Below are 14,562 nucleotides of genomic sequence, written 5' to 3'. Positions count from 1 at the left end.
TAGTGTAAGCTTAGGCACAGTATAACTTATTTAATTATCAAATATGATGTAATGATTTTTCTAGTTTAGATAGATCGTAGAAAAATATCTTTGGTGTCCATCCTTTTATTAATCCTGAAAGTACGAACTCATCCAGCATATCTATCCCCAAATCAGTTATAGGTGTTAGACCGTTTGCAATGGTCATTCTTGTAATATTTCCAAGAGTGTTAGCAACCAGATATCGAATAGCAGCTCCAATTGAAGATGATAGGTTGAGTGTAGTATATAAGCTAATAGTTTCCTTAAATGATAATACCTTACACAAAGATGGCGAGGACTATAAGATAGTGCCTGGAGTGGCAGTAGTGGCAGAGGTTAAGACTGGTACCAGAAGAGTGATAGATTTCTTCACAGAGCCACTTACAAGAGGAATAGATAATAGTCTTAGAGAAAGGTAATATAAATAAAGGTATTTTATGATGTTGAATATGAAGATGGTGATTTAGATGGGTGGATTAGTAAATATAGTTCTTGGCTGGGTAGTGGGGCTAGGAGTGATTTGTGTAATACTTCTTGCCATAGAGAATTTTCTAGCTAAAAAATTTACTCAATATAAAGTAGATGAGGGAGGAGGTCTTTGGGGTCTTTATATCTCGAGCTTTATAGTCGTTGGCTTTTTACTTTATATTCTTAAGAAAACAAAATTTATCGTTAGCCTATTTAGTTACTATGGTAATTTCATCTTAGAGGACTATACATGGTATTTCTTCATATATTTTGCAGTAGGTATTCTTTTTTTTAGCATAGTATTTATGCTTTGTTTACATTACGTGGAAAATAAGAAGATCTATAGTAGAGCAGCACTTTTAGTTAGTACATTAGTAGTTTGTTACGTAGTGAATTTTGCGGTATTTGGTTTTGTAATGCCATTTTTGAATGTTATAGCTGGATCATTTAGGGCAGGAGAAGAAGTTGCTTCAACAATAGCATATTTTATTTTGGCTTGGTTTAGTATTTATTATCTTTGTTTTTTGATATTGCATTTTCTATTTGTGAGATATGACTTTAATAAAGTAATAAAAGCTACCAAGCGACTTTTTATAGTTTACATTTTGCTTTTATTAGCAATGCTATTTGTACCACCAGCTTATAACTATTTTATGCTGAAGGCAGTGAAAACATATACTGTTTATTATAAGCCTTATGAATTAGCTAAAGATCATGTTGAGTATAAAGTATCGAATGTTAAAAGTGAGATGCTAACAGATGATTTTAAAAGAAAGTATTGTAGAGGTAGTATTTGTGAGACTAAATTTTATGTTAAATTGGAAAATATTCCTAATAGCTCTGATACTGTATATTTCTCTGGTGGAGTAGTTAATACTGCAGATAATCGTATTCTTAATGAAGATCTTGGGTATACACATGAAGAATCTTTATCCAAATTCTTAGGATTATTGGAATCAGATAATTATCAAAATTATATTTTTAGTAGCAATAGTATGTATCTTTATTGCTTTTCAAAGAAAAACAATACTGTTGGATGTAGATATTATAAGTTTAAGAGATATAAAGGAAATTATAAGTCTATGTATGTGGGATTAGGCTTATATATTGATCTAATAAATATTAAAGAGAAAGAGTTGAATAATAAGCTTAAAGAATCAAGAGAGTTTTTAAATAGTATAATAAAGGAGGTAAAGCATGATTAATTTAGATAATGACATGTTGGAAAATGTACTTAATTATGTGACAGACCCAGAAATTGGACAAAAAGATATAACTTTTTAGGATCTAAATTAAAAGAACAAGGCTTATCAGAAAGATCTTCAGATGATTCATCAACTCATGTGGTTATAGATACAGATTTAAGAAATGATGTAAGAAGTACATTTGAGACACAAGGTTTAGTAGCAGCTGTTGATCAATTTTTTCAAAAAGTAAATGCTGATATTGCTAGTGGTAAGCAAGCAGATTTACATTATTTAGATACAGTAGGTAAGAATGTTTCAATAGCTACAGGTGGTACAAAATATTATAGTGCAAGCCAAGGAAAGATTTTAGACTTAGGTTTACCTGAAGGCAAAACGGTAGATGACTTTAGTCCTCAACAACTTGAGGCAATGAACTTTAATAAAGAGCAAAGGCTGGCAATAGCAAACTATGAATATATTAAAGAAGGCTCATTTCAACAGAAAATAAATAAATCATTCTGTAGAAGAGTATATGACAGTTGAACTGCTTGAAATGTATAATGGAGCTTTATCTCAAGTTGGAATTGGTACTATATATTAAACTTAGAAACACTATTGTAAAAGATTTATATAACCTAGCGGTCATCTAAATCAGAGATTTGAAAAGTTCTATAGTGATGAGAAAACATAGGCGAACTGCTACCTATATCTTATCTATCATATTTTATCGAATCTTGAGTTTATTAGCAGATGGTATGCTAAAAGTATTGAATTTAAAGATAAAATTAGTGGTAGCTATGGCGGGACTTGAACCTGCGACCCCAGCATTATGAATGCTGTGCTCTAACCAACTGAGCTACATAGCCACAAAAGATGTAGCATATTATCTGTAAAAATTAGTTTTTTGTCAAGGAATAAAATTAAAAAATAATTGTTAATAAATATTATATCTTGCTTATTATACTATTTTTATAGTACGATATTATCTAAATAATATTTAAGGAATTTTATATGAAATTCCGGCTAAAAGTGAATAAAAATTAAGATATGTCTGAAGGAAGAAATAAATTAAACGATTTTTCGTTATTGCAGTCACTACTTGGTGGTTCATCTAAGATTGAAGAAAAAACTTCAAGAATGAGGCAGGCTAGAGATAAGAATATATCTAAGGCTAAAGATGTTAAGAGGGAACAAATAAAATCTCCTAAAAAAAATGCTGAGATATCGAAATCTGAAGACTTTATAAGAATTCCACAATATGGACATAGAATAAGCAATAATGTAATAAAAGAATTGCAAAACCCTAGTCTTAATGATGTTGAAGAATTGGTGATTTCTATAGATGTTGAGAAAGAAAGACAGAAAGAAGAAGCTAGATTATTCAAATGGTTATGTACTCGCTTTCCTAACTGTTTTGGTCCTATAAATAAAAAACCTCTAAAAATAGGTATAAGTGAAGATATAGAATTAATTTATCAAAATGAACATTTTGCACCTATCGATAAAATGGTTTTAAGAAACGTTCTTCGTAGATATGTTGGTGATACACGCTATCATAAAGCTGTTTTTGAGTTAAAACAGAGGTTTAATCTGCAGGGGCAGCCAGTAGAGGATTATGCTCCTGAGCATATTGAATATTCAAAAAGAAGAGTTGATGAGATTGCAGAAAAGGCTGAATTTAGAGCAAAAGGTCTTAGTATGAAAGATTACTATGAGCATAAAAAACAACAAAATCAGGAAGATGTGAACACTGAAAACGAATAGTTTATATTCGATTTGCTGTATAAATAATTGGGATATTATGTTAATTAATCTTAATATTTAAATTGATCTGTATTTTTGTGTATTATTTAATTTAAAAGAAATCATTCGTTATGAAATTAAGTTCAAAGAAAAATATATTATTAGCTTTACTATTTCTATCTGGATGTACAGCAACAAATCCTAATCTTGAAAGTACTGTAGATATCAAAGATCTTGGTCATGGATATGAGAAAACTATAAAACAAGCATATAAAGTTTATGGATTTAAGCAAGTGCCTAGTGATATTGATAATATAGCTTCTGGAGATCCTACCCCATTTGATGTTGATTTATATATAGCTGATAATAAAGGGTGTAAATTTATTTATATGAAAACACCATCTGATCAATCAAGTATATCTGAGACAGGAAGTTTTACCGCTTATTTATTAGATAAATCTCTTATAAAGATTCAGTGTGATGGAAAATACTCAAATATTGACTATAAGGCTAATATAAGAGTTAGTAATCATAAATATAAGATAGTCGGAAATCTTTCTTATCTTGCTGAAGCCTCAGTATTTTAATTTATTTTCTCCAGAATTCTGGAATAAATAGAACTAATAATGTAAATATTTCTAAACGTCCTGCTATCATGGCAAAGTTACATATCCATAAAGCATTATCAGTTAGCTTGCTGAAATTTGATCCAATATCACCAAGTCCTGGTCCAACATTTGATAGTGTTGTTGCAATGGTTGAAAAAGATGTCGCCATATCAAGACCACATCCTATTAAAGCTAACCAGCCAACAGCAAAAATTATTACATATACAGAAATATAGCCAGAAACTCGATTTAGTGCTTGTTCGGAAATATGTATGTCACCAAGCTTAACAGAAAAAACCCCTTGAGGATGTATTACTCTTTTAGCTTCTAGGACGGCTTTTTCTTTGAATAAGATTGCTCTTATCATTTTTAAGCCTCCTGCAGTTGAACCACCACAACCACCAATAATCGCTAAAAACATAAGCATTACAGGAAGAAAAGAGGGCCATAAATAATAATTGGTATCAGATACAAATCCTGAGCTAGAGCTTATCGCAATAACTTGGAAGGCACTATTCCAAATTATTTTAGGAATTTGTGAGATATCATTGGTATTGGCAATTAGTGTTATAGCAACAATGAAAGCTGCAAAAAATAAATAATAACAGTAGGCTTTAAATTCTACATTCTTAAAATAGTGACTAATTTTAAATCTTGTTAATGCAATAAAGTGTGCTTTAAAGCTCGTGGCTCCTAAAAATAGGAAAATCATACATACTAATAGGACACCATTAGATTTGTCTGTCATACTGGCATCAGATGGAGCAAAGCCACCTGTTGAAACTGTTGAGAATGTATAGCATATGGCATCAAAAGGATCTAATCCTACGATTAGATAGGAAAAAAAACATAGAATGGTAAATAAGATATAAACAAACCATAAAGCTTTTGCTGTACTAGAAATCTTTGGGGCTAGTTTTTCATCTTTCCACTGTCCTGATATCTCAGCTTTGTATAGTTGCATGCCACCTACACCAAGTAATGGTAATATAGCCACAGATAATACAATAATACCCATACCACCAAGAAATTCAGTCTGCTGTCTATAGAATAAGATACTATGTGAAAGATTATCTAATCCTACAATAACTGTACCTCCAGTTGTTGTAAATCCTGAGGTTGATTCAAAAACTGCTTTAGTAAATGGTAGACCTAGATCTGGGAACATCATATAAGGGATTGCACCAAATATAGTTACAATTAGCCAAACTAGAGCAACAATTATAAAACCATCTCTATTTGTGAGTTTTTTTGTAGATTTTCTAGCTATAAACCAACAAATAAAACCAGATGTGAAAGTTAATAAAAAGCTAGTTATATAAGGTGTAGAATTTCCTTCATCATATATATAGTCTATGCCAATGGGTGTAAGCATTGTTATACTTAGAAACATTAAAAATACGCCAATGATTTTTGGCTTCTGACTTAAACCCATTTTTGATGCTTAGACTAAGGTATTTTGTAGGTGACTTTGATGTTTAGTTTAGTATAATTAACTAAGGGCTACAAGTTAAATTGTATAGTGAGGCTTTAATGAACAAGATTCTTTTTAAGATGTTACATTTATTTGATAACAAAAAAAATAGACAATACGTTAGTGATGCAGATATTCTTCTTACTGAATTTGATAAGAATAATCCTCAAAAATCAGCTTCTCAAAAGAAAGAGATTCTAAAACATAGGAATATTCATAAAAGAGAGCCTAGGAAAGAAACTAGTTTTTTAGATAATTAATTCTTTGTTTCATTAATTATGTCTGTTCCTTTTGGAGCAGAAAATTTAAATTTATCTTTACTAATTTCTATATTCGTCTCAACATTTGAAAATTCGATCTTAGTGTATTGATGTAATGATGTACTGATGTCTAATGATCTAAGATTATCATTATCGTCAAACTTGATTTTTATATTATTTATTATGCTGTCATTATCTTTGGGTTTTAAAGTGTAGCTATTATCTTTATTTGCTTTAACTTTAAATAGAGTGTCTAAATTTTCACTATTTTTTGATAGTAGTATTAAGTAAGGTGCTTGAGCTATATCATTTGACAGATTTTTAATTACTAATTGCTCTAAATCTGCGTCATAAAACCAAAGACTCTTTCCATTGGAGATAATTTCTTGGTTATTGGGGCTGGTAGTTGTCCAGTTAAAGAAAGATGGCTTTTCTAAGAACATGCTTCCTTGGCTTGTAATATTGCTATTATTTTGCCCATCTATTAAAGTTTGTGAAAAATTTGCAGACATAGAATGAATATTTTGTATTTTATAAATTAGGCTTTCAGTACTGCTTTGAGCTAAACCAATATTTATCGAAAAGATTAAAAGTATAAGAATGACTATCTTTTTCATTTAGGACTCTCTCTTTATTAGTACATCTCTCATACCATTAGAATTCATTTCGGAAACGACTCCATTTTCTTCCATTTCTTCCATTAATCTAGCAGAGCGATTGTAGCCTATTTTTAATTTTCTTTGGACAGCTGATATTGAGGCTTTTTGGGTTTTTATTACAATCTCAACAGCTTCATTATATAAAGGATCTTCACTTGATTCGTCAGATCCTTGATTATTTCCACCTTCATCATCAGCCGTATTTGTAATACTCTCAATATATTCAGGTTCTCCATAAGATTTCCATGACTCAACTATTCTATGAACTTCATCATCATCAACAAAAGCTCCGTGTACTCTCATGGGTGCTCCTAAGCCTGGCTTAAGATATAACATATCTCCATGACCTAAAAGGTGTTCAGCACCTTGTTGATCAAGGATTGTTCTTGAATCTATTCTTGATGAAACTTGAAAGGACATCCTAGTAGGGATATTTGCTTTAATAAGACCAGTAACTACATCAACTGAAGGTCTTTGTGTCGCTAAAATAATATGGATACCAGCAGCTCTTGCTTTTTGAGCAAGTCTAGCAATAAGCTCTTCTACTTTTTTCCCTACAACCATTATCATATCTGCAAATTCATCTGCAATAACAACTATGTAAGGCATTTTTTGAAGAGTAGGGGCTTCATGAGCTCTTTCAGGATTCATTTTGATAAACATGGTATCTTTTAATGGTTTGCCAGCATTTTCAGCTCTTTCAATTTTATCATTTAGTAAGGCTATATTTCTAACTCCTGCCGCAGACATCAGAGCATATCTTCTTTCCATTTCTTTTACACACCACCTAAGGGAATTGGCAGCTTCAGTCATATCTGTAACAACTGGAGTTAGAAGATGAGGAATGCCATCATAAATTGAAAGCTCTAGCATTTTGGGATCAATCATGATGAATCTAAGTTCTTCAGGTGTACACTTATAAAGCATACTTATAATCATAGCATTAACACCAACTGACTTACCTGAACCAGTAGTACCTGCAACTAAAAGGTGCGGCATTTTTGCTAGTTCTGCAAAGGTTGGTTTTCCTGATATATCAACACCTATTCCCATCATTGTTGGTGCTTTGGAACTTATAAACTCGGGCGCTGATAGGACTTCTTTTATCCTAACTATTTGTTTCTCGCTATTTGGTAGTTCTAAGCCAACGTATGGTTTTCCTGGAATTACCTCTACTACTCTAACAGCTGTTGTTGATAGAGCTCTTGCTAAATCTTGAGATATGTTTGTAAGTTTACTAACTTTAGTCCCTCGTGCTAGATCAATTTCATATCTTGTAATAACAGGTCCTGGATATGCTGCTACAACTTTGGCACTTATATTAAAATCATTTAAAGTTTGCTCTAATAAAGCAGAAGTTTGTTCTAAATGCTCTTTAGAAACTATCGTTTTCTTTTCTTCAGGCTCGATTAATAGATTTAAGGAGGGTAGACTAATGCTTTTATTTAATGTTGATGATTTATTTTTAGTTTTTTTTTCCGATAATTCTTCTATGGGAGCAAAATCTGCTTCATTTTCATAATTTTTTTCTCCACTAAAATAAAGCTCGTTATTTTCATCATCAGCATCTTGATAGTCATAGTTATTATTTGTATTAATTTTAGGTTCTTTAACAACAGGTTTATCTATCGTTATAGAAGCTTGATTTTTTGTTAAGGCTTTATCATCATTTTTTTGAAAACTATTAAAGTCACCAAACATGAAATCTTCTTCTTTTTCACTTGTATCTGGTTTTTTGGAAAATAATCCAGTAACAAAACTATAGATTGTTTTACAAAGATGTATCCATGTTGTTCCAGAATAAAGAGTTAGTCCAACAAAGAAAAGTATAAGTAATATGAATGAGCCACCAACATTGTTTAAATATTTAACAAAATATTTAGCAACTTCATAACCAGCTATTCCACCAGATCTTTGAGGAAGCCAATAGTTGAAAAAATTCAAATAAAGTTCAGCTAGAGCACAGCCAGACAAAAGTAATATAACAAATCCTAAGATTTTTATAGAAAGCATTAAATAATTGAATTTAGGTTTATCATTTCTAAGTAGTAAAGATCTAATAGGATCAATTAGAAAGAAAGGTATTAAATATCCAAATATACCAAATATTGATAATATGACGCTGGCAATATAAGCACCCACAGGTCCTGCATAATTTTGTATTTCTTTCTCAGATGAAACTGTTGACCAGCCTGGATCATTAATGTTGAAAGAAAATAGCGCTATTATTAGGTAAATAATAATAGCAACAAGACTTACGACTAGTGCTATTTTTAGTCTTCCAGTAGCATGATTTGAGTTTTTTAATTGTTCTTCAGCCATAACTTAATATATAAAATTAATTAGAGTTCAAATTTAACGTTACAATTTTAGCAAAAAATAAAGGTATTTTGTTAGTTAATTTACTAGCTATGCTTTCCTGTTTTATGAACTTCTTGTAAACTTAATAAAGAGTAACGGGTATTGGTAAAAGAGAATTGTATTTCTCAGGAGATAGTATATTGGCTAGATTTCATATAATTTTAGGTTTTGTAGTATGTTTTGTTGCATGGGTGTTTTTCTTATGCTTTCCACATTTGGATATCACTTTAGCTAGTAATTTTTATAATAGTGGTGAAAATCTTTTTATAGGAAAAAATATTTTATTTTTTACATTTTTAAATAAATTTGTAAGAATTTTTCCAATAGTTTTCTCAATATTGGCTGTACTGTTTCTTCTAGGCTCTCTTTTTATTAAAGTGTGTCAAACTAAATACAGAAAAGAAATATTCTTTGTTTTAATGTGTTTAATAATTGGTCCTGGTTTAATTGTAAATACAATCTTTAAAGATCATTGGGGTAGGCCAAGACCACAAATGGTAAAACAATTTGATGGAGATAAGAATTTTAAGCAACCTTTTGTAATTTCTTCAGAATGCTCTTCAAACTGCTCATTTGTTTGTGGAGATGCATCAGTAGGTTTTTGGCTTTTTGCTTTAATGCCTCTTATGGCGACTAGAAAGAAGAGAGTTTTAGCTTTTAGTATTGCTGTATTAGCTGGGGGAGGACTTGGGTTTATGAGAATGGCTCAAGGAGGACATTTCTTTAGCGATGTTATTTTCTGTGGAATATTTGTATATATATCAACATGGGCTATATATGCAATCATGTACAGAAATAAGCTTAAGAAATAAGTATTTCAATCTTATTCTAAATCGTTGCTTTTTCTTAAGTTACAGGTAATAATGAAAATATACTTTTTTTAAGGAAGTAGCTTTTATGGACTTGGGTTATAGTTTTATGGCGGAGATTTGGAATATATAGAAATAGTAGATTTTATATCTTTTATTTTCTACTAATTTGATCTTCAAAAATACATCTATTTCTACCCATATAGCTTCTTGAAACCGCAGGAGGTTTGATGTCAAAAGGACTTAATCGAGGCTTACAAAGTCGCCATATGTCTATGATAGCACTTGGTGGGTGTATTGGAACGGGATTGTTTCTAGCTGTAGGTAGCGCTATAGCTGATGCTGGTCCTGGAGGGACTGTTGTTGCTTATACGATAATTGCTATAATGGTGTATTTCTTAATGACAAGTTTAGGTGAGATGGCTGCTTATTCACCAACTACAGGAACATTCTGTGAATACTCGAGTAAGTATGTTGATCCAGCATTTGGATTTTCTACAGGTTGGAATTATTGGTTTAATTGGGCTATTACTGTAGCAACAGAGGTTATTGCAGCTGCCTTGATTATGCAATATTGGTATCCAGATGTTCCAGTAATAATTTGGAGCTTGATTTTTTTCTTATTAATTCTTGGGTTGAACCTTTTTTCAGTTAAAATTTATGGTGAAGTAGAATATTGGATGTCCTTTATAAAAGTTTCTACAGTTGTAATATTTATAATAGTTGGGACTTTAACAATCATAGGCTTAACTGGGATAGGTGGTCCAGTAGGTTTTAACAACTGGGTTATTGGAGATGCTCCTTTTCATAATGGATATTGGGGATTCTTGACAGTTTTTATGATAGCTGGATTTTCTTTTCAGGGTAGTGAACTTATAGGCGTTACTGCAGGAGAAGCTAAAGACCCTGAGCATTCTATTCCTAAAGCGGTTAAGCAAACTTTTTGGAGATTGTTTTTATTTTATATTTTATCAGTAGTCGTTATAAGTTTCCTTATTCCATATAATGATCCTATACTTATAAGAGCAGCAGAAAGTCATGATGCATCTGTTAGTCCTTTTACAGAAGTATTTAAGAGTGCTGGTTTCAATTCAGCAGCTACTGTTATGAATTTAATAATATTAACAGCAATTTTGTCAGCATGTAATGCCAGCATGTACAGTGCAACAAGAATTTTATGGCATTTGGGTAAGACAAAACAAGCCCCTAGTATATTTGCTAGAATTAATTCTAAAGGTACCCCAGTTATGGCATTATTAGCAACAGCATTAATAGGCTGTTCTTTCTTTTTCGTATCATTTTTAGATAGTGGAAAAGTATTTACATGGCTTATTAATGTTTCTAGTTTAGCAGGATTTATAGCTTGGTTTTCTATAGCTTTAAGTCATTATAGATTTAGACGTGCATATGTAAAACAAGGTAAGAAATTAGAAGATCTACCTTATCAGTCTAAGTTATTTCCTTGGGCGCCAATTATTGCTCTAACTTTAGTATCTATAGTTATTGTTGGTCAAGGAGTTTATATATTTAAACAGCATGGATTAACTTGGGAAAGTTTAGCTGTAAACTTTATATCGACATATATAGGCTTAATAGTCTTTATTGTTATATATTTAGGATATAAGTTTATAAAAGGAACAAAAGTAGTTAAACTAGAAGAATGTGATTTAACTCGAAGAAGTTAATTAGCTATGAATAATTTTTTTATCTCAGGGGAAGCTGGAAATATTGAGGCTGTTCATGATGATATCAAAAAAGGTAAATTAGAAAATATTTCCGCTATTATTTGTCATCCGCACCCATTATACCAGGGTTCTATGCATAACAAGATTGTAACTACTATTTCTAGAGCTATGCGTACCTTTGGAATAGAAAGCTATAGATTTAATTACAGAGGTGTCGGAGCTAGTGATGGTGAATATGGAGATGGAGTTGGAGAGTTACAAGATCTCTTATCGGTATATGAATGGATAAAGAAAGAGAAACCTGAGCAAAAAATAATTTTATGTGGTTTTTCTTTTGGTGGAGCTATAGCTTACAAGGCATTTGATGAAATAGATAATTTATCAGTGCTTATAACTATTGCACCAGCCGTTGATAGATTTGATTTAGCCGACTATCCAGAGCCAAGAAATATTCCATGGCTGGTTGTACAAGGTATAGATGATGATACAGTAAACCCTGATTCTGTTTTTGATTTCACAATGAAAAAAATAAAATCTGAGCTGACATTAGTAAAAATGAATGAGGTTGGTCATTTTTTTCATGGAAGATTAGTTGATTTGAAGAAAGTAATAGAAAATTTTTTAGAACCAATAAAAGAGACATTGTAAAATTTAGGAGTTATTGAAATGAGTAGTATGAGTAGGAATGTAGCTTTAGAGGCAGTAAGAGTAACAGAGTTAGCAGCTTTAGCATCATGGAGTATGATGGGGAGAGGTAATAAGGTTGCTGCAGATCAAGTTGCTGTGGATGCTATGAGGAAAGCCCTTAATGAATTAGATATTGATGGAACAGTTGTTATAGGTGAAGGAGAGCTTGATGAAGCTCCTATGCTATATATTGGTGAAAAAGTTGGCAAAGGCGGCCCCAAAGTTGATATAGCTTTAGATCCTTTGGAAGGAACAACTTTAACTGCTAAAGGTGGTCCAAATGCATTAACAGTTTTAGCAATGGCTGATGAGGGTGGATTTTTAAATGCTCCTGACGTTTATATGGAAAAAATAGCTGTTGGTGGAATAAATGCTCCAAAAGGTATAGTTGATTTAGATGATTCTGTTGCTGTTAATTTACAAAGAATAGCAGACCTTAAAAAAGTTCATGTTTCTGCTTTAGTTGTATGTACTATGGATAGACCTAGACATGAGCAGATAATAAAAGAAGTTAGAGAGACAGGTGCTAGAGTTTGCTTGATTGATGATGGTGATGTTTCAGGTGTGATTTCAACAGCTACTGAAAATTCTGGTATAGATGTATTTATAGGTACAGGAGGAGCTCCTGAAGGAGTGCTTGCAGCCGCAGCATTGAAGTGTTTAGGTGGCCAAATGCAGGCGAGACTAGTCTTTAATGATAAAGATGAAATAGCTAGAGCTCATAGATGGGGTATTACTGATCTAAACAAAAAATATGATATAGATGATTTAGCATCAGGAAACATAATTTTCGCAGCTACAGGAGTGACTGATGGGGCGATGTTAAAAGGGGTTAAAAGAGTAAATAGTTCTCGTAGAGGTTCATATGCTGTAACACATAGTATAGTCATGAGATCTACGACTAAGACAGTTCGTCATATCACAGCTGAGCATAGTTTTGACTTTAAAGAAGGTGTCGAGAAATTCATGTCATAGCTCTCAAGAGCTTTTTTATAAGTCTTAATAAATTAGAAAAGCTTTCTTTCTTATGATAGGATAAATTTAATGTATTTTAAAAGGCTACGTGCTGTAAGACGGAGATAAATGAGTCATACGACTATTCTTTGGGTAACTTTTATATTATATATAGCAATAATATTTGCTATAGGTCTTTATTCTTATTTTCAAACAAAAAACTTATCTGACTATATGCTTGGTGGTAGATCACTAAGTGGACCAATAGCGGCTCTTGGAGCAGGTGCTTCAGATATGGGATCTTGGCTTTTATTAGCACTTCCTGGAGCATTTATGGCTCTTGGGGTTAGCCAAATATGGCTTCCTCTAGGTTTAACAATTGGAGCATTTGTAAACTGGGGAGTCGTTGCAAAAAGATTAAGAGTTTACACAGAGGTAGCTAAAGATTCTATAACTATACCGGCTTATTTTGAGAATAGATTTCATGATACTAAGGGCTATCTTAGAGCATTGACTGCTATAGTTCTTGTGATATTTTTTACTATATATATAAGTGCAGGTTTTGTATCTGGCGGTTTACTTTTTAGTTCAATGTTTTCTATTGACTACCATCAGGCATTAATTTTAACAGCAGTCATCATATTTACTTACACATGTGTAGGTGGATTCTTGGCGGTTGCTTGGATAGATTTCTTTCAAGGATCTTTAATGTTGTTAGCTCTACTTATTGTACCAGCAGTTGCTTTTGGATATTTTGGTAGTTTTACAAGTCTAGCAGATGCTGTTTCTTCTAGAGAGATTCATGGTTTTTTTGATATTACTTCTGGAGTTTCTTTTTTAACAATAATTTCGTTGCTTGCTTGGGGTTTAGGATATTTTGGCCAGCCACATATTATAGTTAGATTTATGGCAATAAAAGATCCTAAAAAAACAACTCAAGCGATGTGGATATGTATGATATGGATGATTTTAGCATTGCTTGGAGCTATGGCAGTGGGTCTACTTGGAGCAGCTTATTATCAAAATGGTCTTCATAATCCCGAAGCAGTATTCTTAGAATTATCTAAAGCATTTTTTAATCCTTGGTTAGAAGGAGTTTTATTAGCAGCAGTTTTATCAGCTGTAATGAGTACTTCATCTGCGCAATTATTAGCATTGTCTAGTGCTTTTTCTGCTGATGTCTATCATAAGTTTTTTAGAAAAAATGCATCTCATAAAGAGATGCTGAATGTTAGTAGATTGATAGTTTTAATTATAACTATAATAGGAATATATTTAGCATATAGTCCGGAAAGTAGTATTTTAGATCTAGTAGCATATGCATGGGCTGGACTGGGATCTTCTTTCGGAGGGGTTATTATATTTTCTCTATTTTGGAAGAGAATGAATAAGACCGGAGCCTATGTAGGGATTGCGTTGGGATCTTTAACAGTATTAGTATGGCCATGGCTTAAAGATTTAGGATATATGTTTGGTGTTTATGCAATGATTCCTGCTTTTACAGCAAGTTGTTTAGGAATCGTTATTGCAAGTTTGTTAACTGGAAAACCAGAAAAATCAGTAGAAGAAGAGTTTGATAAATATAAAAATACTCTTAAAAACTATAGATAGGTTTTTATTGCTAGTTTTATAGTATTAAAGTATTA

15 protein-coding genes, 1 tRNA gene and 1 pseudogene are annotated in these 14,562 nt (G+C 31.9%); 11 read left to right on the top strand and 6 right to left on the bottom strand.

Going from position 1 to position 14,562, the window contains the following annotated elements; genetic code table 11:
* Nucleotides 1–37: 37 nt before the first annotated feature.
* Complete coding sequence (locus tag DNK87_RS07375) at nucleotides 38–187, bottom strand: hypothetical protein (protein ID WP_154401849.1); 150 nt, start codon at nucleotides 185–187, stop codon at nucleotides 38–40.
* Here DNK87_RS07375 and DNK87_RS07370 point away from each other — a divergent pair.
* The 3 genes from DNK87_RS07370 to DNK87_RS07360 all read left to right on the top strand — a co-directional run bounded on the left by DNK87_RS07370 (nucleotide 180) and on the right by DNK87_RS07360 (nucleotide 2,219).
* On the top strand, nucleotides 180–440 hold the full coding sequence (locus tag DNK87_RS07370) for a hypothetical protein (RefSeq protein ID WP_119330938.1): 261 nt from the start codon (nucleotides 180–182) through the stop codon (nucleotides 438–440). The genes DNK87_RS07375 and DNK87_RS07370 overlap by 8 nt on opposite strands.
* Nucleotides 441–488: 48 nt before the next feature.
* Complete coding sequence (locus DNK87_RS07365; protein ID WP_119330937.1) at nucleotides 489–1,694, top strand: hypothetical protein; 1,206 nt, start codon at nucleotides 489–491, stop codon at nucleotides 1,692–1,694.
* A 138-nt stretch (nucleotides 1,695–1,832) separates the two neighbouring features.
* The gene (locus DNK87_RS07360) at nucleotides 1,833–2,219 is read left to right on the top strand and encodes a hypothetical protein (protein ID WP_119330936.1); all 387 of its coding nucleotides are present in this window, start codon (nucleotides 1,833–1,835) and stop codon (nucleotides 2,217–2,219) included.
* A 246-nt stretch (nucleotides 2,220–2,465) separates the two neighbouring features.
* Here DNK87_RS07360 and DNK87_RS07355 read toward each other — a convergent pair.
* A tRNA-Met gene (locus tag DNK87_RS07355) sits at nucleotides 2,466–2,542 on the bottom strand.
* A gap of 181 nt (nucleotides 2,543–2,723) precedes the next feature.
* On the opposite strand from DNK87_RS07355, the gene DNK87_RS07350 reads away from it, so the two are divergent.
* Together DNK87_RS07350 and DNK87_RS07345 are read left to right on the top strand one after the other, a co-directional pair.
* Complete coding sequence (locus DNK87_RS07350) at nucleotides 2,724–3,440, top strand: ProQ/FINO family protein (protein ID WP_119330935.1); 717 nt, start codon at nucleotides 2,724–2,726, stop codon at nucleotides 3,438–3,440.
* A gap of 110 nt (nucleotides 3,441–3,550) precedes the next feature.
* Complete coding sequence (locus DNK87_RS07345) at nucleotides 3,551–4,006, top strand: FTL_1709 family lipoprotein (protein WP_119330934.1); 456 nt, start codon at nucleotides 3,551–3,553, stop codon at nucleotides 4,004–4,006.
* Between the two features lies 1 nt (nucleotide 4,007).
* Here the strand turns inward: DNK87_RS07345 and DNK87_RS07340 are convergent, their stop codons facing one another.
* Nucleotides 4,008–5,462 carry a potassium transporter TrkG gene (locus tag DNK87_RS07340; protein ID WP_119330933.1) on the bottom strand — a complete coding sequence of 485 codons (1,455 nt, stop codon included), beginning with the start codon at nucleotides 5,460–5,462 and terminating at the stop codon, nucleotides 4,008–4,010.
* Nucleotides 5,463–5,560: 98 nt separating this feature from the next.
* Here DNK87_RS07340 and DNK87_RS07335 point away from each other — a divergent pair, with 98 nt between their 5' ends.
* Nucleotides 5,561–5,761: a CBU_0585 family protein gene (locus DNK87_RS07335; protein WP_119330932.1), complete on the top strand. Its 201-nt coding sequence runs from the start codon at nucleotides 5,561–5,563 to the stop codon at nucleotides 5,759–5,761.
* Here the strand turns inward: DNK87_RS07335 and lolA are convergent.
* From lolA to DNK87_RS07325, 3 genes and pseudogenes are all read right to left on the bottom strand, one after another.
* Entirely contained in the window at nucleotides 5,758–6,378 is a 621-nt protein-coding gene (gene lolA / locus DNK87_RS07330; protein ID WP_119330931.1) for an outer membrane lipoprotein periplasmic chaperone LolA, read from the bottom strand. The genes DNK87_RS07335 and lolA overlap by 4 nt on opposite strands.
* On the bottom strand, nucleotides 6,379–6,630 hold the full coding sequence (locus DNK87_RS09075; RefSeq protein ID WP_425298901.1) for a DNA translocase FtsK: 252 nt from the start codon (nucleotides 6,628–6,630) through the stop codon (nucleotides 6,379–6,381).
* A 5-nt stretch (nucleotides 6,631–6,635) separates the two neighbouring features.
* Nucleotides 6,636–8,742, bottom strand: a pseudogene (locus DNK87_RS07325) (DNA translocase FtsK); the annotation flags it as partial.
* A 179-nt stretch (nucleotides 8,743–8,921) separates the two neighbouring features.
* On the opposite strand from DNK87_RS07325, the gene lpxF reads away from it, so the two are divergent.
* The 5 genes from lpxF to putP all read left to right on the top strand — a co-directional run bounded on the left by lpxF (nucleotide 8,922) and on the right by putP (nucleotide 14,527).
* A complete protein-coding gene (lpxF, locus tag DNK87_RS07320) occupies nucleotides 8,922–9,593 on the top strand; it encodes a lipid A 4'-phosphatase LpxF (protein WP_119331211.1) in 672 nt (223 codons plus the stop codon).
* Nucleotides 9,594–9,820: 227 nt separating this feature from the next.
* Complete coding sequence (locus tag DNK87_RS07315) at nucleotides 9,821–11,275, top strand: amino acid permease (RefSeq protein ID WP_119330929.1); 1,455 nt, start codon at nucleotides 9,821–9,823, stop codon at nucleotides 11,273–11,275.
* Nucleotides 11,276–11,281: 6 nt separating this feature from the next.
* Nucleotides 11,282–11,923: an alpha/beta hydrolase gene (locus DNK87_RS07310; protein WP_119330928.1), complete on the top strand. Its 642-nt coding sequence runs from the start codon at nucleotides 11,282–11,284 to the stop codon at nucleotides 11,921–11,923.
* Between the two features lie 27 nt (nucleotides 11,924–11,950).
* Nucleotides 11,951–12,937, top strand: coding sequence for a class II fructose-bisphosphatase (gene glpX / locus DNK87_RS07305; protein ID WP_119331210.1), 987 nt, complete (start codon nucleotides 11,951–11,953; stop codon nucleotides 12,935–12,937).
* Between the two features lie 108 nt (nucleotides 12,938–13,045).
* The gene (gene putP, locus DNK87_RS07300; protein ID WP_119330927.1) at nucleotides 13,046–14,527 is read left to right on the top strand and encodes a sodium/proline symporter PutP; all 1,482 of its coding nucleotides are present in this window, start codon (nucleotides 13,046–13,048) and stop codon (nucleotides 14,525–14,527) included.
* Nucleotides 14,528–14,562: the final 35 nt, after the last annotated feature.

Source organism: Pseudofrancisella aestuarii, assembly GCF_003574475.2.
Taxonomy (GTDB): Bacteria; Pseudomonadota; Gammaproteobacteria; order Francisellales; family Francisellaceae; genus Francisella; species Francisella aestuarii.
Note: the sequence above shows the minus strand (reverse complement) of the source record. Positions and strands in the feature narration are given on the sequence as shown.

Bases quoted from the DNA above. Each gene is read 5' to 3' on its own strand.
- DNK87_RS07340 (WP_119330933.1), bottom strand. From the start codon at position 5,462: ATGGGTTTAAGTCAGAAGCCAAAAATCATTGGCGTATTTTTAATGTTT.
- DNK87_RS07375 (WP_154401849.1), bottom strand. From the start codon at position 187: ATGACCATTGCAAACGGTCTAACACCTATAACTGATTTGGGGATAGAT.
- glpX (WP_119331210.1), top strand. From the start codon at position 11,951: ATGAGTAGGAATGTAGCTTTAGAGGCAGTAAGAGTAACAGAGTTAGCA.
- DNK87_RS07350 (WP_119330935.1), top strand. From the start codon at position 2,724: ATGTCTGAAGGAAGAAATAAATTAAACGATTTTTCGTTATTGCAGTCA.
- DNK87_RS07365 (WP_119330937.1), top strand. From the start codon at position 489: ATGGGTGGATTAGTAAATATAGTTCTTGGCTGGGTAGTGGGGCTAGGA.
- DNK87_RS07345 (WP_119330934.1), top strand. From the start codon at position 3,551: ATGAAATTAAGTTCAAAGAAAAATATATTATTAGCTTTACTATTTCTA.
- DNK87_RS07310 (WP_119330928.1), top strand. From the start codon at position 11,282: ATGAATAATTTTTTTATCTCAGGGGAAGCTGGAAATATTGAGGCTGTT.
- lolA (WP_119330931.1), bottom strand. From the start codon at position 6,378: ATGAAAAAGATAGTCATTCTTATACTTTTAATCTTTTCGATAAATATT.
- DNK87_RS07370 (WP_119330938.1), top strand. From the start codon at position 180: ATGGTCATTCTTGTAATATTTCCAAGAGTGTTAGCAACCAGATATCGA.
- DNK87_RS07315 (WP_119330929.1), top strand. From the start codon at position 9,821: ATGTCAAAAGGACTTAATCGAGGCTTACAAAGTCGCCATATGTCTATG.
- DNK87_RS07335 (WP_119330932.1), top strand. From the start codon at position 5,561: ATGAACAAGATTCTTTTTAAGATGTTACATTTATTTGATAACAAAAAA.
- putP (WP_119330927.1), top strand. From the start codon at position 13,046: ATGAGTCATACGACTATTCTTTGGGTAACTTTTATATTATATATAGCA.